The sequence below is a fragment of the Flavivirga eckloniae genome, from assembly GCF_002886045.1.
GTDB lineage: Bacteria > Bacteroidota > Bacteroidia > Flavobacteriales > Flavobacteriaceae > Flavivirga > Flavivirga eckloniae.
The window spans coordinates 3839246-3857713 of the sequence record NZ_CP025791.1 but is presented as its reverse complement, the minus strand read 5'-3'; the positions used below and the strand labels follow the sequence as shown (position 1 = coordinate 3857713).

General features: G+C 35.7%; 15 protein-coding genes and 1 riboswitch. Of the genes, 2 read left to right on the top strand and 13 right to left on the bottom strand.

What is annotated here, in order from left to right:
- Positions 1 to 133: 133 nt before the first annotated feature.
- Positions 134 to 2224 carry a phosphate acetyltransferase gene (pta, locus tag C1H87_RS15930; RefSeq protein ID WP_102756766.1) on the top strand — a complete coding sequence of 697 codons (2091 nt, stop codon included), beginning with the start codon at positions 134 to 136 and terminating at the stop codon, positions 2222 to 2224.
- Between the two features lie 2 nt (positions 2225 to 2226).
- Positions 2227 to 3414, top strand: a complete 1188-nt coding sequence (locus C1H87_RS15925; RefSeq protein WP_102756765.1) for an acetate/propionate family kinase — start codon at positions 2227 to 2229, stop codon at positions 3412 to 3414.
- Here the strand turns inward: C1H87_RS15925 and C1H87_RS15920 are convergent.
- From C1H87_RS15920 to C1H87_RS15860, 13 genes are all read right to left on the bottom strand, one after another.
- Positions 3400 to 4143, bottom strand: a complete 744-nt coding sequence (locus C1H87_RS15920) for a head GIN domain-containing protein (RefSeq protein WP_102758297.1) — start codon at positions 4141 to 4143, stop codon at positions 3400 to 3402. The genes C1H87_RS15925 and C1H87_RS15920 overlap by 15 nt on opposite strands.
- A 31-nt stretch (positions 4144 to 4174) precedes the next feature.
- Positions 4175 to 5275: an acyloxyacyl hydrolase gene (locus C1H87_RS15915; protein ID WP_102756764.1), complete on the bottom strand. Its 1101-nt coding sequence runs from the start codon at positions 5273 to 5275 to the stop codon at positions 4175 to 4177.
- 34 nt (positions 5276 to 5309) lie between these two features.
- Positions 5310 to 6266, bottom strand: a complete 957-nt coding sequence (gene metF, locus C1H87_RS15910; protein ID WP_102756763.1) for a methylenetetrahydrofolate reductase [NAD(P)H] — start codon at positions 6264 to 6266, stop codon at positions 5310 to 5312.
- Between the two features lie 107 nt (positions 6267 to 6373).
- On the bottom strand, positions 6374 to 7336 hold the full coding sequence (locus tag C1H87_RS15905) for a methylenetetrahydrofolate reductase (RefSeq protein WP_102756762.1): 963 nt from the start codon (positions 7334 to 7336) through the stop codon (positions 6374 to 6376).
- Positions 7337 to 7369: 33 nt separating this feature from the next.
- Positions 7370 to 10045 (bottom strand): methionine synthase, encoded by a 2676-nt coding sequence (gene metH / locus C1H87_RS15900; RefSeq protein ID WP_102756761.1) that lies wholly within the window; start codon positions 10043 to 10045, stop codon positions 7370 to 7372.
- 112 nt (positions 10046 to 10157) lie between these two features.
- Positions 10158 to 10517, bottom strand: coding sequence for a four helix bundle protein (locus C1H87_RS15895; RefSeq protein ID WP_317048171.1), 360 nt, complete (start codon positions 10515 to 10517; stop codon positions 10158 to 10160).
- Between the two features lie 69 nt (positions 10518 to 10586).
- Entirely contained in the window at positions 10587 to 11594 is a 1008-nt protein-coding gene (locus C1H87_RS15890) for a homocysteine S-methyltransferase family protein (protein ID WP_102756759.1), read from the bottom strand.
- Between the two features lie 218 nt (positions 11595 to 11812).
- Positions 11813 to 11926: riboswitch (SAM riboswitch) on the bottom strand.
- Between the two features lie 126 nt (positions 11927 to 12052).
- Entirely contained in the window at positions 12053 to 12943 is an 891-nt protein-coding gene (cysM, locus tag C1H87_RS15885; protein WP_102756758.1) for a cysteine synthase CysM, read from the bottom strand.
- Positions 12927 to 13670, bottom strand: a complete 744-nt coding sequence (epsC, locus tag C1H87_RS15880) for a serine O-acetyltransferase EpsC (protein ID WP_102756757.1) — start codon at positions 13668 to 13670, stop codon at positions 12927 to 12929. The genes cysM and epsC overlap by 17 nt, the downstream gene beginning before the upstream one ends.
- 176 nt (positions 13671 to 13846) lie before the next feature.
- The gene (locus C1H87_RS15875; protein WP_102756756.1) at positions 13847 to 14899 is read right to left on the bottom strand and encodes an NAD(P)/FAD-dependent oxidoreductase; all 1053 of its coding nucleotides are present in this window, start codon (positions 14897 to 14899) and stop codon (positions 13847 to 13849) included.
- A gap of 2 nt (positions 14900 to 14901) precedes the next feature.
- Entirely contained in the window at positions 14902 to 15543 is a 642-nt protein-coding gene (locus C1H87_RS15870; protein ID WP_102756755.1) for a precorrin-2 dehydrogenase/sirohydrochlorin ferrochelatase family protein, read from the bottom strand.
- Positions 15544 to 15547: 4 nt separating this feature from the next.
- Complete coding sequence (cobA, locus tag C1H87_RS15865; protein ID WP_102756754.1) at positions 15548 to 16312, bottom strand: uroporphyrinogen-III C-methyltransferase; 765 nt, start codon at positions 16310 to 16312, stop codon at positions 15548 to 15550.
- A 7-nt stretch (positions 16313 to 16319) separates the two neighbouring features.
- Positions 16320 to 18428 (bottom strand): HEPN domain-containing protein, encoded by a 2109-nt coding sequence (locus C1H87_RS15860; RefSeq protein ID WP_102756753.1) that lies wholly within the window; start codon positions 18426 to 18428, stop codon positions 16320 to 16322.
- Positions 18429 to 18468: the final 40 nt, after the last annotated feature.

The following is an 18468-nucleotide window of genomic DNA, read 5'->3' as shown; positions in this document are numbered from 1 at the left end:
AAAAAGTATGATAAATATCATCCTTCTGATAATATGAACATACTAATTTTGTCAAAAACTATATAAACACAAGTATAAGTTATCGAGCTTAAGATTGAGCAACAAGCTATCTTATATTACAACGAAAAACACTATGAGTAAAGGAATTTATGTAGCAACCATTGAGCCTAACAGCGGTAAATCTGTTGTAGTTCTTGGCTTAATGCGTATGCTTTTAGGGAAAACGGCCAAGGTTGGATATTTTAGACCAATCATTGAAGACCTTGAAGTTGGAGAAAGAGACAATCACATTAATACCGTGATGTCGCATTTTGAATTAGACATTAACTACAAAAGAACATTTGCATATACAAGAAGTCAAGTACTCGACCTATACAACCAAGGAAAATCTGGTGAAGTTATAGATGAAATCATTAAGAAGTATAAAGATCTTGAAGAACGTTTTGATTTTATTTTGGTTGAAGGTACCGATTTCTCTCATGAAAACTCAAGCTTAGAACTGGATATAAATATCTTAATATCTAAAAACCTTGGGTTGCCAGTTATTATCGTTTCTCAAGGAGACAAAAAAGAACTTAAAGAGATTGTAGACAGTGTTCAATTAGCCCACGATACGTTTAAGCAAGACGTAGATGTGCTTTCAATAGTAACCAACAAAGCTAATCCAGAAAGCCTTTCTACACTTAAAGAGCAGCTAAAGGAACGTATAAATAACGGGACCGACATTACAGTTATCCCAAAAATTCCTAGCCTTGGCAGTCCTACGGTAAAAGAAATTTCGAAAGCTTTAGGTGGTGAAGTTCTTTTTGGGCAAGACATGCTAAACAACCTAACAGAGAATCCAAGTGTTGGGGCTATGCAATTACGTAATTATTTAACCCACCTTAAGGAAAACTCTTTGGTTATTACTCCTGGCGACAGAGCCGATATTATTTTAGGAGCTTTACAAGCCAATATTTCTAAAAACTACCCTAAAATTGCCGGAATTATTTTAACGGGAGGCCTTATTCCAGAAGAGCCAATTTTAAAACTTATCGAAGGGCTTTCGAGTATAGTTCCACTTATTAGTGTAAAAGGAGGCACCTACCATGTAACTAATAGTATAGGTAGTATTAAATCGAGAGTTTATGCTGAAAATACAGAAAAAATAGCAACGTCTATAGAAACTTTCGAGAAACACGTCGATACAGATAAACTTGCTGAACGACTTATTACATTTGAGTCTGATGTATTTACACCAAGAATGTTTCAGTACAATTTACTACAGCGCGCCTTAAACGATAAGAAGCACATTGTTTTACCAGAAGGTTATGATGAACGTATTTTACGTGCTTCTGCAAAATTAATTAATGCCAATGTTGTAGATTTAACGCTTTTGGGTGAAGAAGATAAAATTAAGGAACGTATTTTAAAATTAGACATTCCTTTAAACACCGATAGAATAAACATTATATCGCCAACAAAATCGCCTCATTTTGATGATTATGCTAAGACTTTTTACGAGCTTAGAAAACACAAAAATGTAAGCTTACAAATGGCTAAGGATACAATGGCTGATGTTTCTTATTTTGGCACCATGATGATTTACAAAGGTCATGCAGACGGTATGGTTTCTGGAGCGGCACACACCACCCAACATACGTTACGACCTGCATTACAGTTTATAAAAACCAAACCGGGAGTAAATATGGTATCATCTATTTTCTTTATGTGTTTGGAAGACAGAATTTCTGTATTTGGAGATTGTGCCATTAACCCGAAACCAAACGCGGAAGAATTAGCAGAAATAGCTGTTTCGTCTGCTCAAACCGCAAAAGAATTTGGCATAGAACCTAAAGTTGCTATGCTTTCTTATTCGTCTGGTGCTTCCGGAAAAGGAGCCGATGTTGAAAAGGTTAGAGAAGCTACCGACATTGTAAAAGCTCAAAATCCTGATTTAAAAATAGAAGGACCTATTCAATATGATGCTGCGGTAGATATGCGTATTGGAAAAAGTAAATTACCAGATTCTGAAGTAGCGGGACATGCTAGCATCTTAATTTTCCCAGACTTAAACACAGGTAACAACACCTATAAAGCTGTACAACGTGAAACCGGAGCATTAGCTATAGGACCAGTTTTACAAGGATTAAACAAACCAGTTAACGACCTTAGTAGAGGTTGTACTGCCGACGATATTTATAGCACAGTAATAATCACTGCTATTCAAGCTCAAAACCAATAAACATGCAAGTATTAGTTTTAAATTCGGGGAGTTCCTCTATAAAATTTCAATTGTTTTCAATGCCCGAAGAGCGCATTTTATGTTCTGGGATAATTGAGCGAATTGGTCATGATGATGCTATATTTAAATTCAAAACTGAAAATGACGCTATTGAATTTGAGAGTCCGATCTTAAATCATAAGGATGGATTACAATTATTATCTAAACAACTTTTAGATAATAATACGGGGATCATAAAATCGCCAGAAGATATTTCAATTGTAGGCCATAGAGTGGTTCATGGCGGTATCTATTTTAATGAAACTATAGAAATCACCAATACTGTAAAAGAGAAAATAAAAGAATTATCGTCGTTGGCTCCGTTACATAACCCTGCCAACCTTGAGGGTATTGAAGTCGCCGAAGATATTTTTTCGAATGCGAAGCAGGTAGCTGTTTTCGATACAGCTTTTCATCAATCCATACCCGAACGCGCTTATAAATATGCTATTCCAAACGATCTGTTAAAAGACCATCATATTCGTCTATACGGTTTTCATGGCACCAGCCATAAATATGTTTCGGAAAAAGCGATTGACTATTTAGGTAAAAAGAATTCTAAAATCATCACTGTTCATTTAGGAAACGGTTGCAGTATGACGGCTGTTAAAGATGGTAAGAGTATAGATCATTCCTTAGGGTTTTCTCCTGTAAGTGGTTTAATAATGGGAACGCGTTCTGGTGATATCGATCCTGCTATTATATTTTATTTGGCCAACAAATTAAATTTTAGCTTAGAAGAAATCAATACGCTTTTACAAAAAAAGAGTGGTATGCTAGGACTAACCGGGTTTAGCGATTTAAGGGATATTGAAGAACAGGCTACCAAAGGCAACAAAGCATGTCAGTTAGCTTTAGAAATGAACGTGTACCGTATTAAAAAATACATCGGTAGTTATGCTGCTATTTTAAACGGACTGGATGCCATCGTATTTACCGCTGGCATTGGGGAGAACTCGTCACTAATGAGAGAGCGTATTTCTAAAGATTTAGACTTTTTTGGTGTTGAGTTAGATGTTGAAAAAAACAATGTTAAGTCCAAAGAAATGCAAGTTATCAATACCGAGGATTCTAAAGTAAAAGTTTTAGTAATTCCAACTAACGAAGAATTGGAAATTGCTAAACAATCGGTTGCTTTATTCAAAGATTAATCGTCCTTTATACAACTCATCAACTTCTACTATTGCCGGACGGGTTACACAAATTACGTCACCTGGTCCGGAAATAGTTCCTTTTATTTCTTGTTGAGGATTTACAATCATATCGTTCGATCCCCTGTTCCATAATTGTACATTTTGAGCAATAAGATTACGCCCTTCAAACTGTGATGTTCCTGCTGCAAAGAGGAGGTTTAAATTTTCTGTTCTACCAGAAATAAAGCAATTAGACAGATTGTTAAAGACCAATCGAAATGTAGTATTATCTATTTGTAATCTAAAATTAGCACTTGTAAAAGAGTCTGGCTCCCCAAAATCTTCAGATAGAACCGTTAAATTCGGATAGGTTAAAACCCCATCAGAACTTATATCATATTGAGTAGAGGATCTTATTTCTGTAATATTTGGAGATGTTACGTATACTTTAGTCACACCATAATCCCGCACATAGTTACAGTTGTTATGGTCTGTTAAGGTTAATTTATCATCTATTACTGTAGCTGTAACATCATTTAACAGATTTTCGCCGGTTTCAATAATAACTTTTTGTTCGGTACCTTCCTTAATTATTAATTCTACACCCCGGTTTACTAAAATTTTAGTAAAGGCATCAACTACCACTTCTTGCTGAATGATCTGTCCTGTTTTTTGAAAACAATCACCTGCATTCTCACTATCGCAAGCTGTAATTATTAATACAAATATGTATATAATTCGTTTCATATTTTTTGTCAATCCTACTAAAGCAGGAATTTTATAACCTAACACCAACTCCAAATTCTAACGCCTCTGCTTTTGCACCATGAGACTTTAATGTTAATGCTCCAAACCATTTGTTACCAAAATAGCGTTTTAAACCTATTCTAAGATAAGTACGCCCTTCAAAATCGAAAGGGTAATACACATAATACCCCAACTGGGTAACAAGCGACATTTTATTAATAAATAATTCATGCCCAGCAAACACACCTACTCTTTTATAATCTTCGTTTCCTGTTAAATTATCTTCTGGAAAAGCAACCGACCTGTAATAAATATACTCCTTTAAAAACCTTGAAAAGAACACATCGGCTCCTACTTGTAATGCACTTTTTACATTAATGCGTTTATCTGCATATGCAGAAAAGATGTAAAAAGGAAAACGACCACTATCAACAATATCACTTTCATTAATACCACTCCTAAAAACAACATTATATTTTATAGGTTGCGTAAATGTTTCTTTGGCTCCATCTTGCAATGTGGTTATATATTCTGGTGCTTCTTCATCTAAATTATATGTAACACCCACATTTAAGGCTAAAGTATTTGTACTTGCATTAGGAGCTTTAAAATTCCCATTTGAGTAATGAATAAACGATAGTCCTGCCTGTATTCCAAACCTATCTATAATATGTTCCTTTTTATAATTAAGCATCAAGTAGGTACTACTCATTATTTTAGATCCATAGGCTATATTCCTAAAATTATCTTCCTTATCGTAAGGATTGGTCGTTAAGGCTAAACCTTGACCAATACGCATCATTAAATTACGGTTTAAAAAGTAGAAATTGTAATGTGAAAATAGCGCATAGTTATTTCCTAAAACGTCATTCTTTAGATTTTGGTAAACAAAAGACATTCCATAATCCGGATAATTATAACGTTGTTCCCAATCCTTAAATCCAAAGGTTTTTTTGTTCCAACTTAAAACAACGCCTTCCGGATGCCCCTTAATTAAATGTAAGATATCGTTATTATGTAGTGCAATGTTTCCCTTAAAATAATTGACATCCAAATAGGATGTATGCTTTTTTTCTTGAGAGAAAGAAAAGCTAAATACTGCACAAAAAATACAGATAAAAAGTAATCTCATTAGTAGGTTTTAAAGGGCAAATGTAAAGGAAATATTAAAATAACTTCGATGCAATTGCTTTAATATTATCACTTTTACCCATTGAATAGTAATGAAGTACCGGTACACCGGCCTTTTTAAGCTCTTCAGATTGTTTTATAGCCCACTCCACACCTACTTGTCTTACTTGCTTATTGTCTTTACACTTTTCAACTTCGTTAACTAAAGTTTCGGGTAAATCTATTTTAAATACTTGTGGTAATATTTGCAAATGACGCTTAACTGCCAACGGTTTTATTCCCGGAATAATAGGCACATTAATCCCTGCTTCTTTTGCCTTTTCTACAAACTCAAAGTACTTTTCATTATCAAAAAACATTTGTGTTACAACATAATCTGCTCCAGCATTAACCTTTTCTTTAAGACGCCTTAAATCGGCTTGTAAAGAAGGGGCTTCCATATGTTTTTCTGGGTAACCGGCTACACCAATACAAAAATCAGATTTATGGTCGGACTCAACAACATCGTGTAAATACTTCCCGCAATTTAAATTCTGAATCTGTGCCACCAAGTCTGTAGCATAGTGATTTCCTCCTTTAGATGGCTCAAAATACTTTTGATGGCTCATAGCATCTCCGCGCAAAGCCATAACATTATCGATACCTAAATAATGACAATCTACCAATAGGTATTCGGTTTCCTCTTTTGTAAAACCACCACATAAAACATGTGGTACTGTATCTACATTATACTTATGCTTTATAGCTGCACAAATCCCAACCGTACCAGGACGCATACGTGTAATTTTCCTATCTAAAAGCCCGTCTCCCTTATCTATGTATATATATTGTTCCCTAGATGTTGTTACATCAATAAATGGCGGATTAAACTCCATTAAAGGATCTATGTTATTATACAACTCCTGAATACTTCTACCTTTCTGTGGTGGAATAATCTCAAAGGAAAACAATGTTTTTCCTTTAGCTTTTTTAATATGGTTTGTAACTTTCATGTGGCCTCCCCAACCCCTCCCAAGTAGGGGCTTTTAATGGGTATATTAAATTTCTATTTCAATTCTTTTTCTTTTTTCCTCCCCTTCGGGCAGGCTAGGAGGGGCTTTTACTCCTCCATAATATTACCAGACAAACTTAATGATTCGTATTCATATTCGTTCATCAAAACCTTGACATCTTTCAACAGTTCTACGGAAGCTTCCACATCCTCTTTCCTAACCGACACACTTTCAATATTAAACCCTATAGGAATGTTTTTTTCATTACTATAATCTATAAGCTCTCTCGCAATATATTTACAAGTATCTATTGATTTGACAAGCATGTCTTTTGAATACTTAAATTCATTTTTTAACCATTTTGGAAAATCTATTCCTAACCATTCCATAAACTCCAAGGATTTTAATGATCCACATGGTGTTAACGTGAATATTATGGGTTGCAATTCCTTATTGTTTTCTATAGAATAATAGTGATAATCGGATAAGAAATTTTTGGTGTTATATGTATTGTAAATACATTGAGAAATGAAGAACTTACAGCCTTTATCTATTTTGCCGAAAATACGCAGATGCTCATCATTCAATTGATAATGTCGTTCTGGAATAGTTACCCCTCCCAACGGAATGGAATGTTTAGCATCACGATTTATTTTATAAGCATCATTTAGCGGAAGATTTAAAACCAACTCATCTGATGGTGTCCCAACAAAAACTGAATAATCTATCGTATTTGAGTTTTCATCAATCCAATTCTTGAACTCGTTTGCCGTATACTTTCCAACACTCTTATATATAATCTTTGGAATTTTTAATTCTCCAAGATAGTTATTGCTATAATCATCCGGTGTTAAAGTCTCATTAAAAGGAAATGGCCTTACTTGATTAGTCCTTGCAGACTCATCCTGAATATCATATAAAACCAAACCATCAATAGGCAAATGTTTTACACGTTCAATTAATTTATTTGCAATAAGCTGAATCTTACTTTTATCGATGTTTAACTTAGGTGGTGTTAACCCATAAAGTAGGATTCCTGATTTTTTATTGACAATTTTATCTCTTAACATTAAATTCTATTTACTAAAATCTTCCTAATAGTTTTACTCGCTAGCTAAATTTGGGTGCAACCATTTACGGGCAATATCTTTTTTAATGCCTTTTCTGGAGGCGTAATCGGTTATTTGGTCATCGGTAATCTTACCTAAACCAAAATATTTCGATTCTGGATTAGCAAAATAGTATCCCGAAACTGCTGCCGCTGGCCACATCGCCAAACTTTCTGTTAGGGAAACTCCTATAAGTTCTTCAACATCCAAAAGCTCCCAGATCGTTTCCTTTTCCAAATGATCTGGACATGCAGGATAGCCTGGTGCCGGACGAATACCCTTGTAAGCTTCCTTTATTAGTTCTTCATTACTTAACGACTCTTCTTGAACATAACCCCAGTGCTTGGCTCTTATTTGTTTATGCAAATATTCGGCGAAAGCTTCTGCAAATCGATCCGCAATAGCCTGTGCCATAATTGCATTATAATCATCTTCTTGTTGTTTATAATGATCTGCCAACTCCTGCGCTCCAAAAATACCCACACAAAAAGCACCCATATAATCTGTTTTACCAGAACTCTCTGGAGCTATAAAATCTGCCAATGCAATATTTGGAATACCTTCCCGCTTTTTTAATTGTTGTCGTAAGGTTCTGAATACAGCAATTTCCTTCCCTTTTTTCTTAATAGAAATATCGTCTTCGTTTATACTATTAGCTTCAAACAGACCAAAAACAGCTTTTGGTTTTAATAGCTGTTTTGCAACAATCTCTTTTATCATGGCTTGCGCATCATCATATAATCGACTAGCCTCTTCTCCTACAACATCATCTTTTAAAATATTCGGGTATTTTCCGTGGAGGTCCCAACTTCTAAAAAACGGGCTCCAATCAATGTACGGCAATAACTCTTTTAAACTTAACTGCTTTAATCTCTGAATGCCTAGTTCTTTAGGTTTTACAATCTCAGCAGACTCCCAATCAATTTTAAACTTTCGTTTTCTGGCTTCTTCTAAAGTGATATACGATTTCTCCTTACCTCGTTTTAAAAACTTGGTTCTAAATGCGTCGTAATCTTCCTTTAATTTGGCAACATAGGCGTTAGCTGTTTGCTTGTTTAACAAATCGCCAACAACGGTTACAGCACGCGACGCATCATTTACATGTACTACCGCATTTTTGTACTGTGTGTCTATTTTTACGGCTGTATGGGCTTTGGATGTTGTTGCGCCACCAATTAGCAATGGAATATTCATATTTTCGCGCTCCATCTCCTTGGCTAAATACACCATTTCGTCAAGTGAGGGCGTTATTAAGCCCGATAAACCAATGGCATCTACATTTTCTTTTTTGGCCGTTTCAATAATCTTTTCAGGAGGTACCATAACGCCTAAATCGACAATTTCATAATTGTTACACCCTAAAACAACGCTTACTATATTTTTACCAATATCATGTACATCGCCTTTTACAGTTGCCATGAGTACCTTACCAATAGCCTTCTGTTCTTCAGATTTATCGGCTTCTATATATGGGTTTAAATAGGCAACAGCTTTCTTCATAACTCGTGCCGATTTAACAACCTGTGGTAAGAACATTTTTCCTTCTCCAAACAAATCACCTACGACATTCATACCTATCATTAAATGTCCTTCTATAACATCAATAGGCTTTTCAGCTTCTTGTCTTGCCTGTTCAATATCTTCTAAAATGTATGCATCGATCCCTTTTACCAAAGCATGAGTAATACGTTGCTGAAGAGGATTCTCTCGCCATGATAAATCAACGGTCTTTTCGGCTTTAGTACCTTTAACGGTTTCGGCTAAATCCAATAAGCGTTCTGTGGCATCATCCCGTCTATCTAAAATAACATCTTCTACATGCTCTAATAAATCTTTAGGAATATCATCATAAACCTCCAACATCGTTGGGTTTACAATGCCCATATTCATACCCGCCTTTATGGCATAGTATAGGAATACCGAGTGCATGGCTTCTCGAACTATATTGTTTCCTCTAAAAGAAAACGACACATTACTCACCCCACCACTAACACTTGCATTTGGTAAATTTTCCCGCACCCAACGTGTAGCCTCAATAAAATCGATCGCATTTCTGCGGTGTTCATCCATCCCCGTTGCTACAGGGAATATATTTAAATCGAAAATGATATCTTCTGAAGGAAAGCCGACTTTGTTTACCAACACATCATATGAACGTTTTGATATTTCGATACGTCTTTCGTAGTTATCTGCTTGACCGACCTCATCGAAAGCCATAACAATAACGGCAGCACCATAGCGCTTAATCTGTGTTGCTTCCCAAATAAACTTTTCTTCACCTTCTTTTAGCGAAATGGAGTTTACCACAGATTTACCTTGTACGACCTGCAACCCTGCTTCTATAATTTCCCATTTAGAACTATCTATCATGATAGGTACTCGGCAAATATCCGGTTCGGCAGCGATTAGGTTTAAAAAACGAACCATCGATTCTTTACCATCAATAAGACCATCGTCCATATTGATATCGATTATTTGCGCACCTCCATCTACTTGGTGTCTAGCAATATCTAATGCTTCATCAAACTTCTCCTCCTTAATCAACCGTAAAAACTTACGAGAACCAGCAACATTGGTTCGTTCACCAACATTAATAAAATTGCTGTTTTCGTTCAAGACCAGAGGTTCTAGTCCTGATAACTTCATGTATTTTTTTTGATTGCTACTCATTACTTATAATGTTCTACTATTGAAAATGGTTCTTAATTGTGGTTGGTTGCTGGTTTTTTGTTGTTAGTTTTTTGTTGTTGGTTTTTGGTTGCTGGTTTTTTGTTGTTGGTTTTCATATTTTACTTTTGTAATACTTTATGAATCCATTAATCAACTTTTTGCAAATTTCTACTTGATTCAATATTGTTTTTAATAATTCATTGGAAATAAATTGCTGATCATTTGAAAGATACAATTGCGTTTCCAACTCATATAAAGATCCTCTGGAAATATATAAAAATCGAATTGTTTCTTTTGTTGATTGTCTTCCACAACCTTCAGCTATATTTGATGGAATTGAAACTGAACTTCTTCTAATTTGATTTGTAATACTATAAAGTTCTTCCTTAGGAAATTCGTTAGTCAATGTATACACCTGATTAACCAATTTCCTAGCTTCAATCCAAACATCTAATTCTATATATGATTTCAAAATATTTCCTTTTTAAACACCCAGCAGCAAAAAACTAACAACCAAAAACCAGCAACCAAAAACCAACAATCAACTAACAGCATCCACAACCATGTTACGAGGTTTATATTTAGCAGCGAGATCTACAATAACCTTTATATGCTCAGGGCTTGTACCGCAGCAACCTCCAATAATATTTATTAAATTCTTTTTCAAATACGCTTCTATTTGTTCTCCCATTTCTTCTGGTGTTTCATCGTATTCACCAAAAGCATTTGGCAAACCTGCATTGGGATGTGCCGAAATGGCGAAATCTGTTTTAGACGCTATCGCTTCTAAGTGCGGTTGCAATAAATTGGCTCCCAAGGCACAATTAAAACCAACCGACAATAATGGAATATGGGATACTGAAATTAAAAATGCTTCTGCTGTTTGACCGGAAAGTGTTCTCCCCGACGCATCGGTAATGGTACCACTAAGCATAATGGGTATATCGATAGCCCGCTCTTCCTTAACTTCTTCTATGGCAAACAAAGCTGCTTTTGCATTTAGGGTATCGAAAACGGTTTCTACCAACAACAAATCAACTCCACCATCAACTAATGCTTCCACTTGTTGCTTATAGGCTATACGTAACTCATCAAATGTAACGGCTCTATAACCAGGATCGTTAACATCTGGCGACATACTTGCTGTACGGTTTGTAGGACCAATAGATCCAGCTACGAAACGAGGTTTGTGTGGTTCTTTGGCAGTAAACTCGTCCGCTACTTCTTTAGCAATTTTTGCGGATTGGTAATTAAGCTCGTATACCAAATCTTCCATCTGATAATCTGCCATGGCAATTGTTGTACCAGAAAAAGTATTGGTTTCTATAATATCTGCCCCTACTTCAAAGTATTTAGCATGTATTTCCTTAATCGCTTTAGGCTGTGTAATAGACAGTAAATCGTTGTTACCTTGTAATGGTGTTGGATAGTCTTTAAAGCGCTCGCCTCTAAAATCCTCTTCGGTAAATTTATACGCCTGTAACATGGTACCCATAGCACCATCTAGCACTAGAATACGATCTTGTAAAGCTTCTTGTATCTTCGACATTTTCGATATTATTTATACGTCATCCTAAACTAACTTACTCACAGCATGCCTTACTCTTAAGGAATTCGTGAAACTTTACATTATTATTGATTATGATCAATAATAAAGCATTAAAGCTTCCTTCGACTGTGCTCAGGCAAAGTTTTAGTTTGACGAATGTTTAATTTTAAATATTCGTTTTATTTATATGTCATCAAGAAAAGTTAAGGAAACACTTTTCGTTATCTTTCTAATATTTTGATTTAATATTAGTAGAATGTAGCACCTTCTTTAAAGTTAAAGGGTTGCCAAGGCTTCACAGGGTCTATTCCCTCTGCCTTTCTTGATAACAATATTAATACGTTAATGAACTAATACTTCTAAACTTAATACTATACAACTATAAGCTTATTGGTATGGCGAACAAAAATACTAACAATATTTTTTTTATTCGCTTTTATTTTAAAAAAATTATTCTTTTACTCAAACAACGGAGATGACAAATACCTATCTCCTCTATCGCAAATAACAACTACGACAACACCCTCGTCGATAGATTCTGCTATTTTTAAAGCACAATGCACCGCTCCACCACTACTCATACCTGCAAAAATACCTTCTTCTAATGCTAAACGTTTCGTCATAGTTTTAGCTTCTTCCTCGGTAACTTCAACGACTTGATCTACTTTAGAGCGGTCGAAAAATTTAGGCACATAATCTGGTGACCATTTTCTAATACCTGGTATACTTGCCCCATCTGCAGGTTGCGCTCCTATTATTTTTATGTTTTCGTTTTTTTCTTTTAGAAAAGTAGATACGCCCATAACGGTTCCTGTGGTTCCCATTGCAGACACAAAGTGCGTAACATCACCTTCGGTATCTCTCCAAATTTCACGACCGGTAGTTTTATAATGCGCTTTCCAGTTGTTTTCGTTTTCAAATTGGTTTAACAACACATACCCTTTTTCATCTCTTAGCTTAAAGGCCAAATCTCGCGATCCTTCAATACCGTCTTCTTTCGGGGTTAAAATAACCTCAGCGCCATATGCTCGCATGGTTTTAACACGTTCTACCGTTGAATTCTCGGGCATAATCAACACCATATTCAATCCAAAGAACTGTGCTATAAATGCCAATGCTATTCCTGTGTTGCCACTGGTAGCTTCGACCAAATGTCCGCCTTTTTCAATATCGCCTCTTTTAACAGCTTCATTAATCATGTTAAAAGCTGCCCTATCCTTCACACTCCCCCCAGGGTTGTTTCCTTCCAATTTAAAAAACAAGCGAACGCCATTGCTTGAAAAAATATGACGCGCTTCTACTATAGGTGTGTTACCTATCCTGTCTGTTATACTACCGCCGTATGCCATTTTTCTTGGGTCTTATTTTGATTTCTGTTTGATAGGTTACTAATGAGTCTTTTGGCACCGATTGTGTAATCCATACATTGGCGCCGATAATACTATTGGCTCCAATAACAATATCCCCACCTAAAATAGTGGCATTTGCATATATGGTTACATTCTCTTCTATGGTCGGGTGTCTTTTTACCTGTGCTAAATCTTTGCTAACTTGAATACCTCCTAAAGTAACACCTTGATAAATTTTAACGTTACTTTTTATTATGGATGTTTCTCCTATTACGATACCTGTTCCGTGATCGATATAAAACGATTCATCGATGGTTGCGCCTGGATGAATATCTATACCCGTGATACCATGGATATATTCACTCATCATTCTAGGGAGAATTGGTACATTAAGTTTATAAAGCGCATGACTTAATCTATAAATAGATATAGCATGGAAGCCGGGGTAAGCTAAATATATTTCTTCTAAATTATAGGATGCCGGATCGTTATTCTCAAAAGCTAAAGCGTCCAAATCTAACTGCCTTCTAACCTCAGGAAGCTTTTGTTTGAACTGTTCCCACTTTTCTTCACCTTCTTCTAGCGATAACTTAGATAGTATTTCAAGAAACGTTGTTTCTAAATATTGTTTATGGACCTCTTGTTGTTTTTCATCAAACAACGCATAAAACAATCTTTTCGTGAATGTTTTAACCGTATCTTTTAAACAAACGTTATAACTTTTCATATATTAAATTTCTAATTATTTTCTGGATTAAACAACCCCCTTAACAATTATCATTTACATTTTAACACCCTAATCTCTATACTGTTATCTCTTTATTAATCTTAAGAATCTTGCCTATTGGCTATCCCAACAAATGGAATTCCATAACTTCAAGTCCGTGAGGTATAATACAACGCCTATTTTATAGCTTGTACAACCGCTTTTGGAGCTTCTTTACGAGTACCATCAAAACCATCAATACCACTAACCGTTGTGTATTTTAACACATGCTTTTTACCTGGATTGATAATTCTAAAGGCTGCCTGACACATTAATGTTGCTTCATGGAATCCGCATAGAATTAATTTTAATTTTTCAGGATAGGTATTTACATCACCTATGGCAAAAATACCAGGAATGTTAGTTTGATAGTTTAAAGTATTATCTACTTTTATAGCATTCTTTTCTATCTCTAATCCCCAATTTCCAATAGGACCTAATTTAGGCGACAAACCAAATAAAGGAATAAAGTGATCGGTTTCTATTCTTGTAGATTCTCCTTCCTTTTCAACTGTAACCGCTTCTAGCTTTCCTTCACCATGAAGTTCTTTAACCTCGGCTGGCGTGATTAAGTTTATTTTATTTAAAAGGGTTAACTCCCTAACTTTTTCTACAGAATCTAAAGCGCCTCTAAATTCGTTTCTTCTATGGATTAGAGTCACTTCTGAAGCAACATCGGCTAGAAAGATACTCCAATCGAGTGCAGAATCCCCACCTCCGGAAATCACCACTTTTTTATCTCTATAAAACTCAGGGTCTTTAATAATGTATTCTACACCTTTATCCTCAAGATCAGTAATCCCTTCAATAACTGGTTTTCTAGGTTCGAAAGACCCTAAACCACCTGCAATAGCAACAACTGGTGCTTGGTGTTGTGTCCCTTTATTTGTTGTTACAATAAACGATCCGTCTTCTTGTTTTTCTATAGTTTCGGCACGTTCTCCTAAAGTAAACCCTGGTTCGAACTGCTTGCCTTGCTCAAGTAAATTTTTAGTTAGATCGCCTGCTAATATTTCTGGAAACCCAGGAATATCATAAATAGGTTTTTTAGGATAAATCTCAGAACATTGTCCACCAGGTTGCGGCAATGCATCAATTAAGTGGCATTTAAGCTTTAACAAACCTGCTTCAAAAACTGTAAATAATCCAGTTGGTCCTGCACCTATTATAAGTATATCTGTCTTAATCATTTTTACGATTTTCTTTTTTCAATTAATCCTTTGGTGAATTCATTAAGCTTTTCTACTTTTTGTTCGAAATCACCTTTTATAGTTTTTCTATATTCATTTAAATTTTTAACCATATCGTCTATATTTTCCGGGATGACATCCTCAAAAAACTGACGCAATCTTTTGGCCGTTGTTGGCGACTTCCCATTAGTAGAAATCGCTATTTTTACATTACCTTTTGTTACTATACCTCCCATATAAAAATCGCAATAAGGCGGATTATCTGCTACATTAACTAAAATGTTTCTCTTTCTGCAATGCTTATAAACCTTCTCGTTTACTTGAGGCACATCAGTCGTAGCTATAACAATGTGCTTTCCTTTCAGGTAACTTTTTTTGTAAACATCTTCAACTAATGTAACATCTCCTTTTTTCGCTAGAGCTATAGTACCTGCCCTAAACATAGGCGCGACCATGGTAACATGGGCATCTGGGCTTGATTTCAATAGAAAAGTCAACTTTTCTTCTGCCACAAAACCACCGCCTACTATAAGTACCTGCAAACTTTTAGGTTTTAAAAAAATAGGATATAAGTTATTTCGAGCCCCCTCCGCCCCCAAAGGGGGAACTGGGCCTAAACTATTTATCTTACTATTTTCCCCCATAATATTACAGTTCTTGATTAACCTCCTTATGAATTGATGTTAGTACAGCACGTTCTTTAACAACATCTCCAATAACAATAATAGCAGGGTTTGTCAACTCTTTTTCTGCAACAATACTACAAATGGTTTCCATAGTACCAATACCAACTTTTTCGTCTGCTCTGGTTCCGTTTTGAATAATTGCAACAGGCATATCTTGTTTGTTTTCTTTTGAGAAAATACGAACAATCTCGCTGAGTTTCCCCATTCCCATTAAAATAACTATAGTTGCTGTTGATTTTGCAGCCAAAGCAACATCTGAAGATAATGCATGGTTTTTGGTCGTTCCTGTAATGACCCAAAAACTTTCTGAAACATTTCGTTTGGTCAAAGGCACACCTTGGTATGCTGGCACGGCTACAGCCGAACTTATTCCAGGTACAACAAAGGTTTCTAAACCAAACTGCCTAGCATAATCGATCTCTTCTGCGCCTCTTCCAAATATAAAAGGATCGCCACCTTTTAAGCGTACAACATGACCTGAGCTTTTTGCCTTACTAACAATTAGCTCATTGATTTGTTCTTGCTGAAAAGCATAACATCCTTTACGTTTACCCACAAAAATAAGCTCCGCATCGCTAGACGCGTATTTTAACAGCTCCTCGTTTATAAGGGCATCGTACAGAATAACATCTGCAGACTCAATAGATTTAACAGCTTTAAGTGTTATTAAATCTATATCGCCGGGACCAGCTCCTACAACCGTTAATTTTGGGGTTTTTAAATTCATACTAATTTTATATTGCTTTTTTTTGAAGATTACTTGTTTCTGTTTCTCTGTACGCTTTTACTTTTTCTAAAAACGCATTTGCATTATCAATATACTTTGACGCAAAATCTTCGGTTGGAGCAAATTTATTAATTTGATATATCAATTCTGAAAAAGATGTTCCTAATTCAATATTACCATTTGCAATAAACAATTCGTCAAACTGACTTATAATACCAGCATGGGTATTGGTCTTTTTGTTTTCTGCTAACAATAGTGCTTTAGCAGAATTAACTAAAGAACTATAAGCATGGTAAATGGCTCCGGAATATACTTTATCATTAAAAGACTTTCTCGCGTTTTCGATCTTTTCTTCGCTTTCTAAAAATAACGTTGCTATTAAATCGATAACAACACCAGCACATTCTCCAACACCAATCTCCTTAACATACTTCTCGTCAGTACCCCAATCTACAAAATAGTCTTGTGTTAAATTGGTAACATCCTGTAAATCGTTCAAGAAATCGTAAAAATATCTTTCGCCTTTTTCTTTATAATATGCTACAAATGGCTTTCCGTTTGCATTTGCCTCATAATCATTTAAAATTCTTCGTAATGCTTCAGGACCTCTTTTACTTGGTACTTTAACGACCTTATCTGCAAAGGCTCCATTCCCATCACCTAAATTACCACCACCTAACAACACTTGTAATGCTGGCGCTACTAATTTATCCGGAGTACGAACAGACATCCCTTGGAAACCAATATTTGCCATATTGTGCTGTCCGCAAGCATTCATACAACCACTAATTTTAATAACTAAATCTTCATTATTTAGGTACTGTGGATATTCAGCTTTAATAACACGTTCTAATTCTTCGGCGATCCCTGTACTACTTGCAATTCCTAAGTTACACGTATCGGTTCCCGGACATGCTGTAATATCTACTGCTTTATTATAACCCGCCTCTACGAATCCTAATTTTTCTAATTCGCTATAGAAAAATGGTACTAATGCTTCTTTTACAAAAGGAATAACTATGTTTTGACGCAGCGACAACCTTATCTCTCCAGCAGCGTATTTTTCAACCAAATCTGCTAATAATCTCGCTTTATCTGTATAAAAATCTCCTAAAAGTACTTTAATACCAATAGCCACATACCCCTCTTGTTTTTGAGGAATCAGGTTTGTAGATTTCCATGTTTCAAAAACTGCCTGGTCTTTAATTTCTACTTCTGGAATTGTAGTTACGTCAACTGGTTGAGATACTTCATATGAATCTGCATCAATTGGCACCGATTTTAAATCGATAGCATTTTGTTCGGTCTCAACTAATTCTTTAAAAGCTTCTAAACCTATATCCTTTATTAAGAATTTCATACGTGCTTTGGCACGGCTTTTACGCTCTCCATGACGATCAAAAATTCTTAAAACACCTTCCATTACTGGAATAATTTTATCTGTTTCAAGAAAATCGTATAGCACATCTGCATGACGAGGCTGAGACCCTAGTCCGCCACCTATCATCACTTTAAATCCGCGTACACCATTTTCAACCTTGGCAATAAAACCTAAATCGTGCATATACGATAAGCCTGTATCTTCGTCTGAAGCAGAGAAAGACACCTTAAACTTACGTCCCATTTCCTGACAAATAGGGTTTCTTAAAAAGAAACGAAATAAGGCATCGGCATAAGGCGACACATCAAATGGTTCATTTACATCGATTCCTGCAGTTTCTGATGCGGTTACATTTCTAACCGTGTTACCACATGCTTCTCTAAGGGTTACATCATCACGTTCTAACTCAGCCCAAAGTTCTGGGGTTCTGTTTAAATCTACATAGTGAATTTGAATATCCTGACGGGTGGTAATATGTAACCTACCACGAGAATACTCATCGGATACATCCGAAATTCTTCGTAATTGATTGCTCTTGACTTTTCCGTAAGGCAATTTAATACGAATCATTTGCACACCCTCCTGACGCTGGCCGTACACCCCACGCGCTAAACGCAGGCTTCTAAATTTTTCTTCATCAATTTTCCCATTGTGAAAAAGCTCAATTTTATTAGCTAATTCTATAATGTCATTTTCTACAATCGGGTTTTCTATTTCTGTTCTAAAACTTTGCATTTTTTTTAAGTTTTAATATTGAAAGTCTTTAAGCCGAAAA

Excerpts from the sequence above, each read along its gene's own strand:
- C1H87_RS15860 (WP_102756753.1), bottom strand. The coding sequence starts at position 18,428 with ATGCAAAGTTTTAGAACAGAAATAGAAAACCCGATTGTAGAAAATGAC.
- C1H87_RS15870 (WP_102756755.1), bottom strand. The coding sequence starts at position 15,543 with ATGGGGGAAAATAGTAAGATAAATAGTTTAGGCCCAGTTCCCCCTTTG.
- pta (WP_102756766.1), top strand. The coding sequence starts at position 134 with ATGAGTAAAGGAATTTATGTAGCAACCATTGAGCCTAACAGCGGTAAA.
- C1H87_RS15875 (WP_102756756.1), bottom strand. The coding sequence starts at position 14,899 with ATGATTAAGACAGATATACTTATAATAGGTGCAGGACCAACTGGATTA.
- cysM (WP_102756758.1), bottom strand. The coding sequence starts at position 12,943 with ATGGCATACGGCGGTAGTATAACAGACAGGATAGGTAACACACCTATA.
- C1H87_RS15925 (WP_102756765.1), top strand. The coding sequence starts at position 2,227 with ATGCAAGTATTAGTTTTAAATTCGGGGAGTTCCTCTATAAAATTTCAA.
- cobA (WP_102756754.1), bottom strand. The coding sequence starts at position 16,312 with ATGAATTTAAAAACCCCAAAATTAACGGTTGTAGGAGCTGGTCCCGGC.
- metF (WP_102756763.1), bottom strand. The coding sequence starts at position 6,266 with ATGAAAGTTACAAACCATATTAAAAAAGCTAAAGGAAAAACATTGTTT.
- C1H87_RS15915 (WP_102756764.1), bottom strand. The coding sequence starts at position 5,275 with ATGAGATTACTTTTTATCTGTATTTTTTGTGCAGTATTTAGCTTTTCT.
- C1H87_RS15920 (WP_102758297.1), bottom strand. The coding sequence starts at position 4,143 with ATGAAACGAATTATATACATATTTGTATTAATAATTACAGCTTGCGAT.
- metH (WP_102756761.1), bottom strand. The coding sequence starts at position 10,045 with ATGAGTAGCAATCAAAAAAAATACATGAAGTTATCAGGACTAGAACCT.
- C1H87_RS15890 (WP_102756759.1), bottom strand. The coding sequence starts at position 11,594 with ATGTCGAAGATACAAGAAGCTTTACAAGATCGTATTCTAGTGCTAGAT.
- epsC (WP_102756757.1), bottom strand. The coding sequence starts at position 13,670 with ATGAAAAGTTATAACGTTTGTTTAAAAGATACGGTTAAAACATTCACG.
- C1H87_RS15905 (WP_102756762.1), bottom strand. The coding sequence starts at position 7,336 with ATGTTAAGAGATAAAATTGTCAATAAAAAATCAGGAATCCTACTTTAT.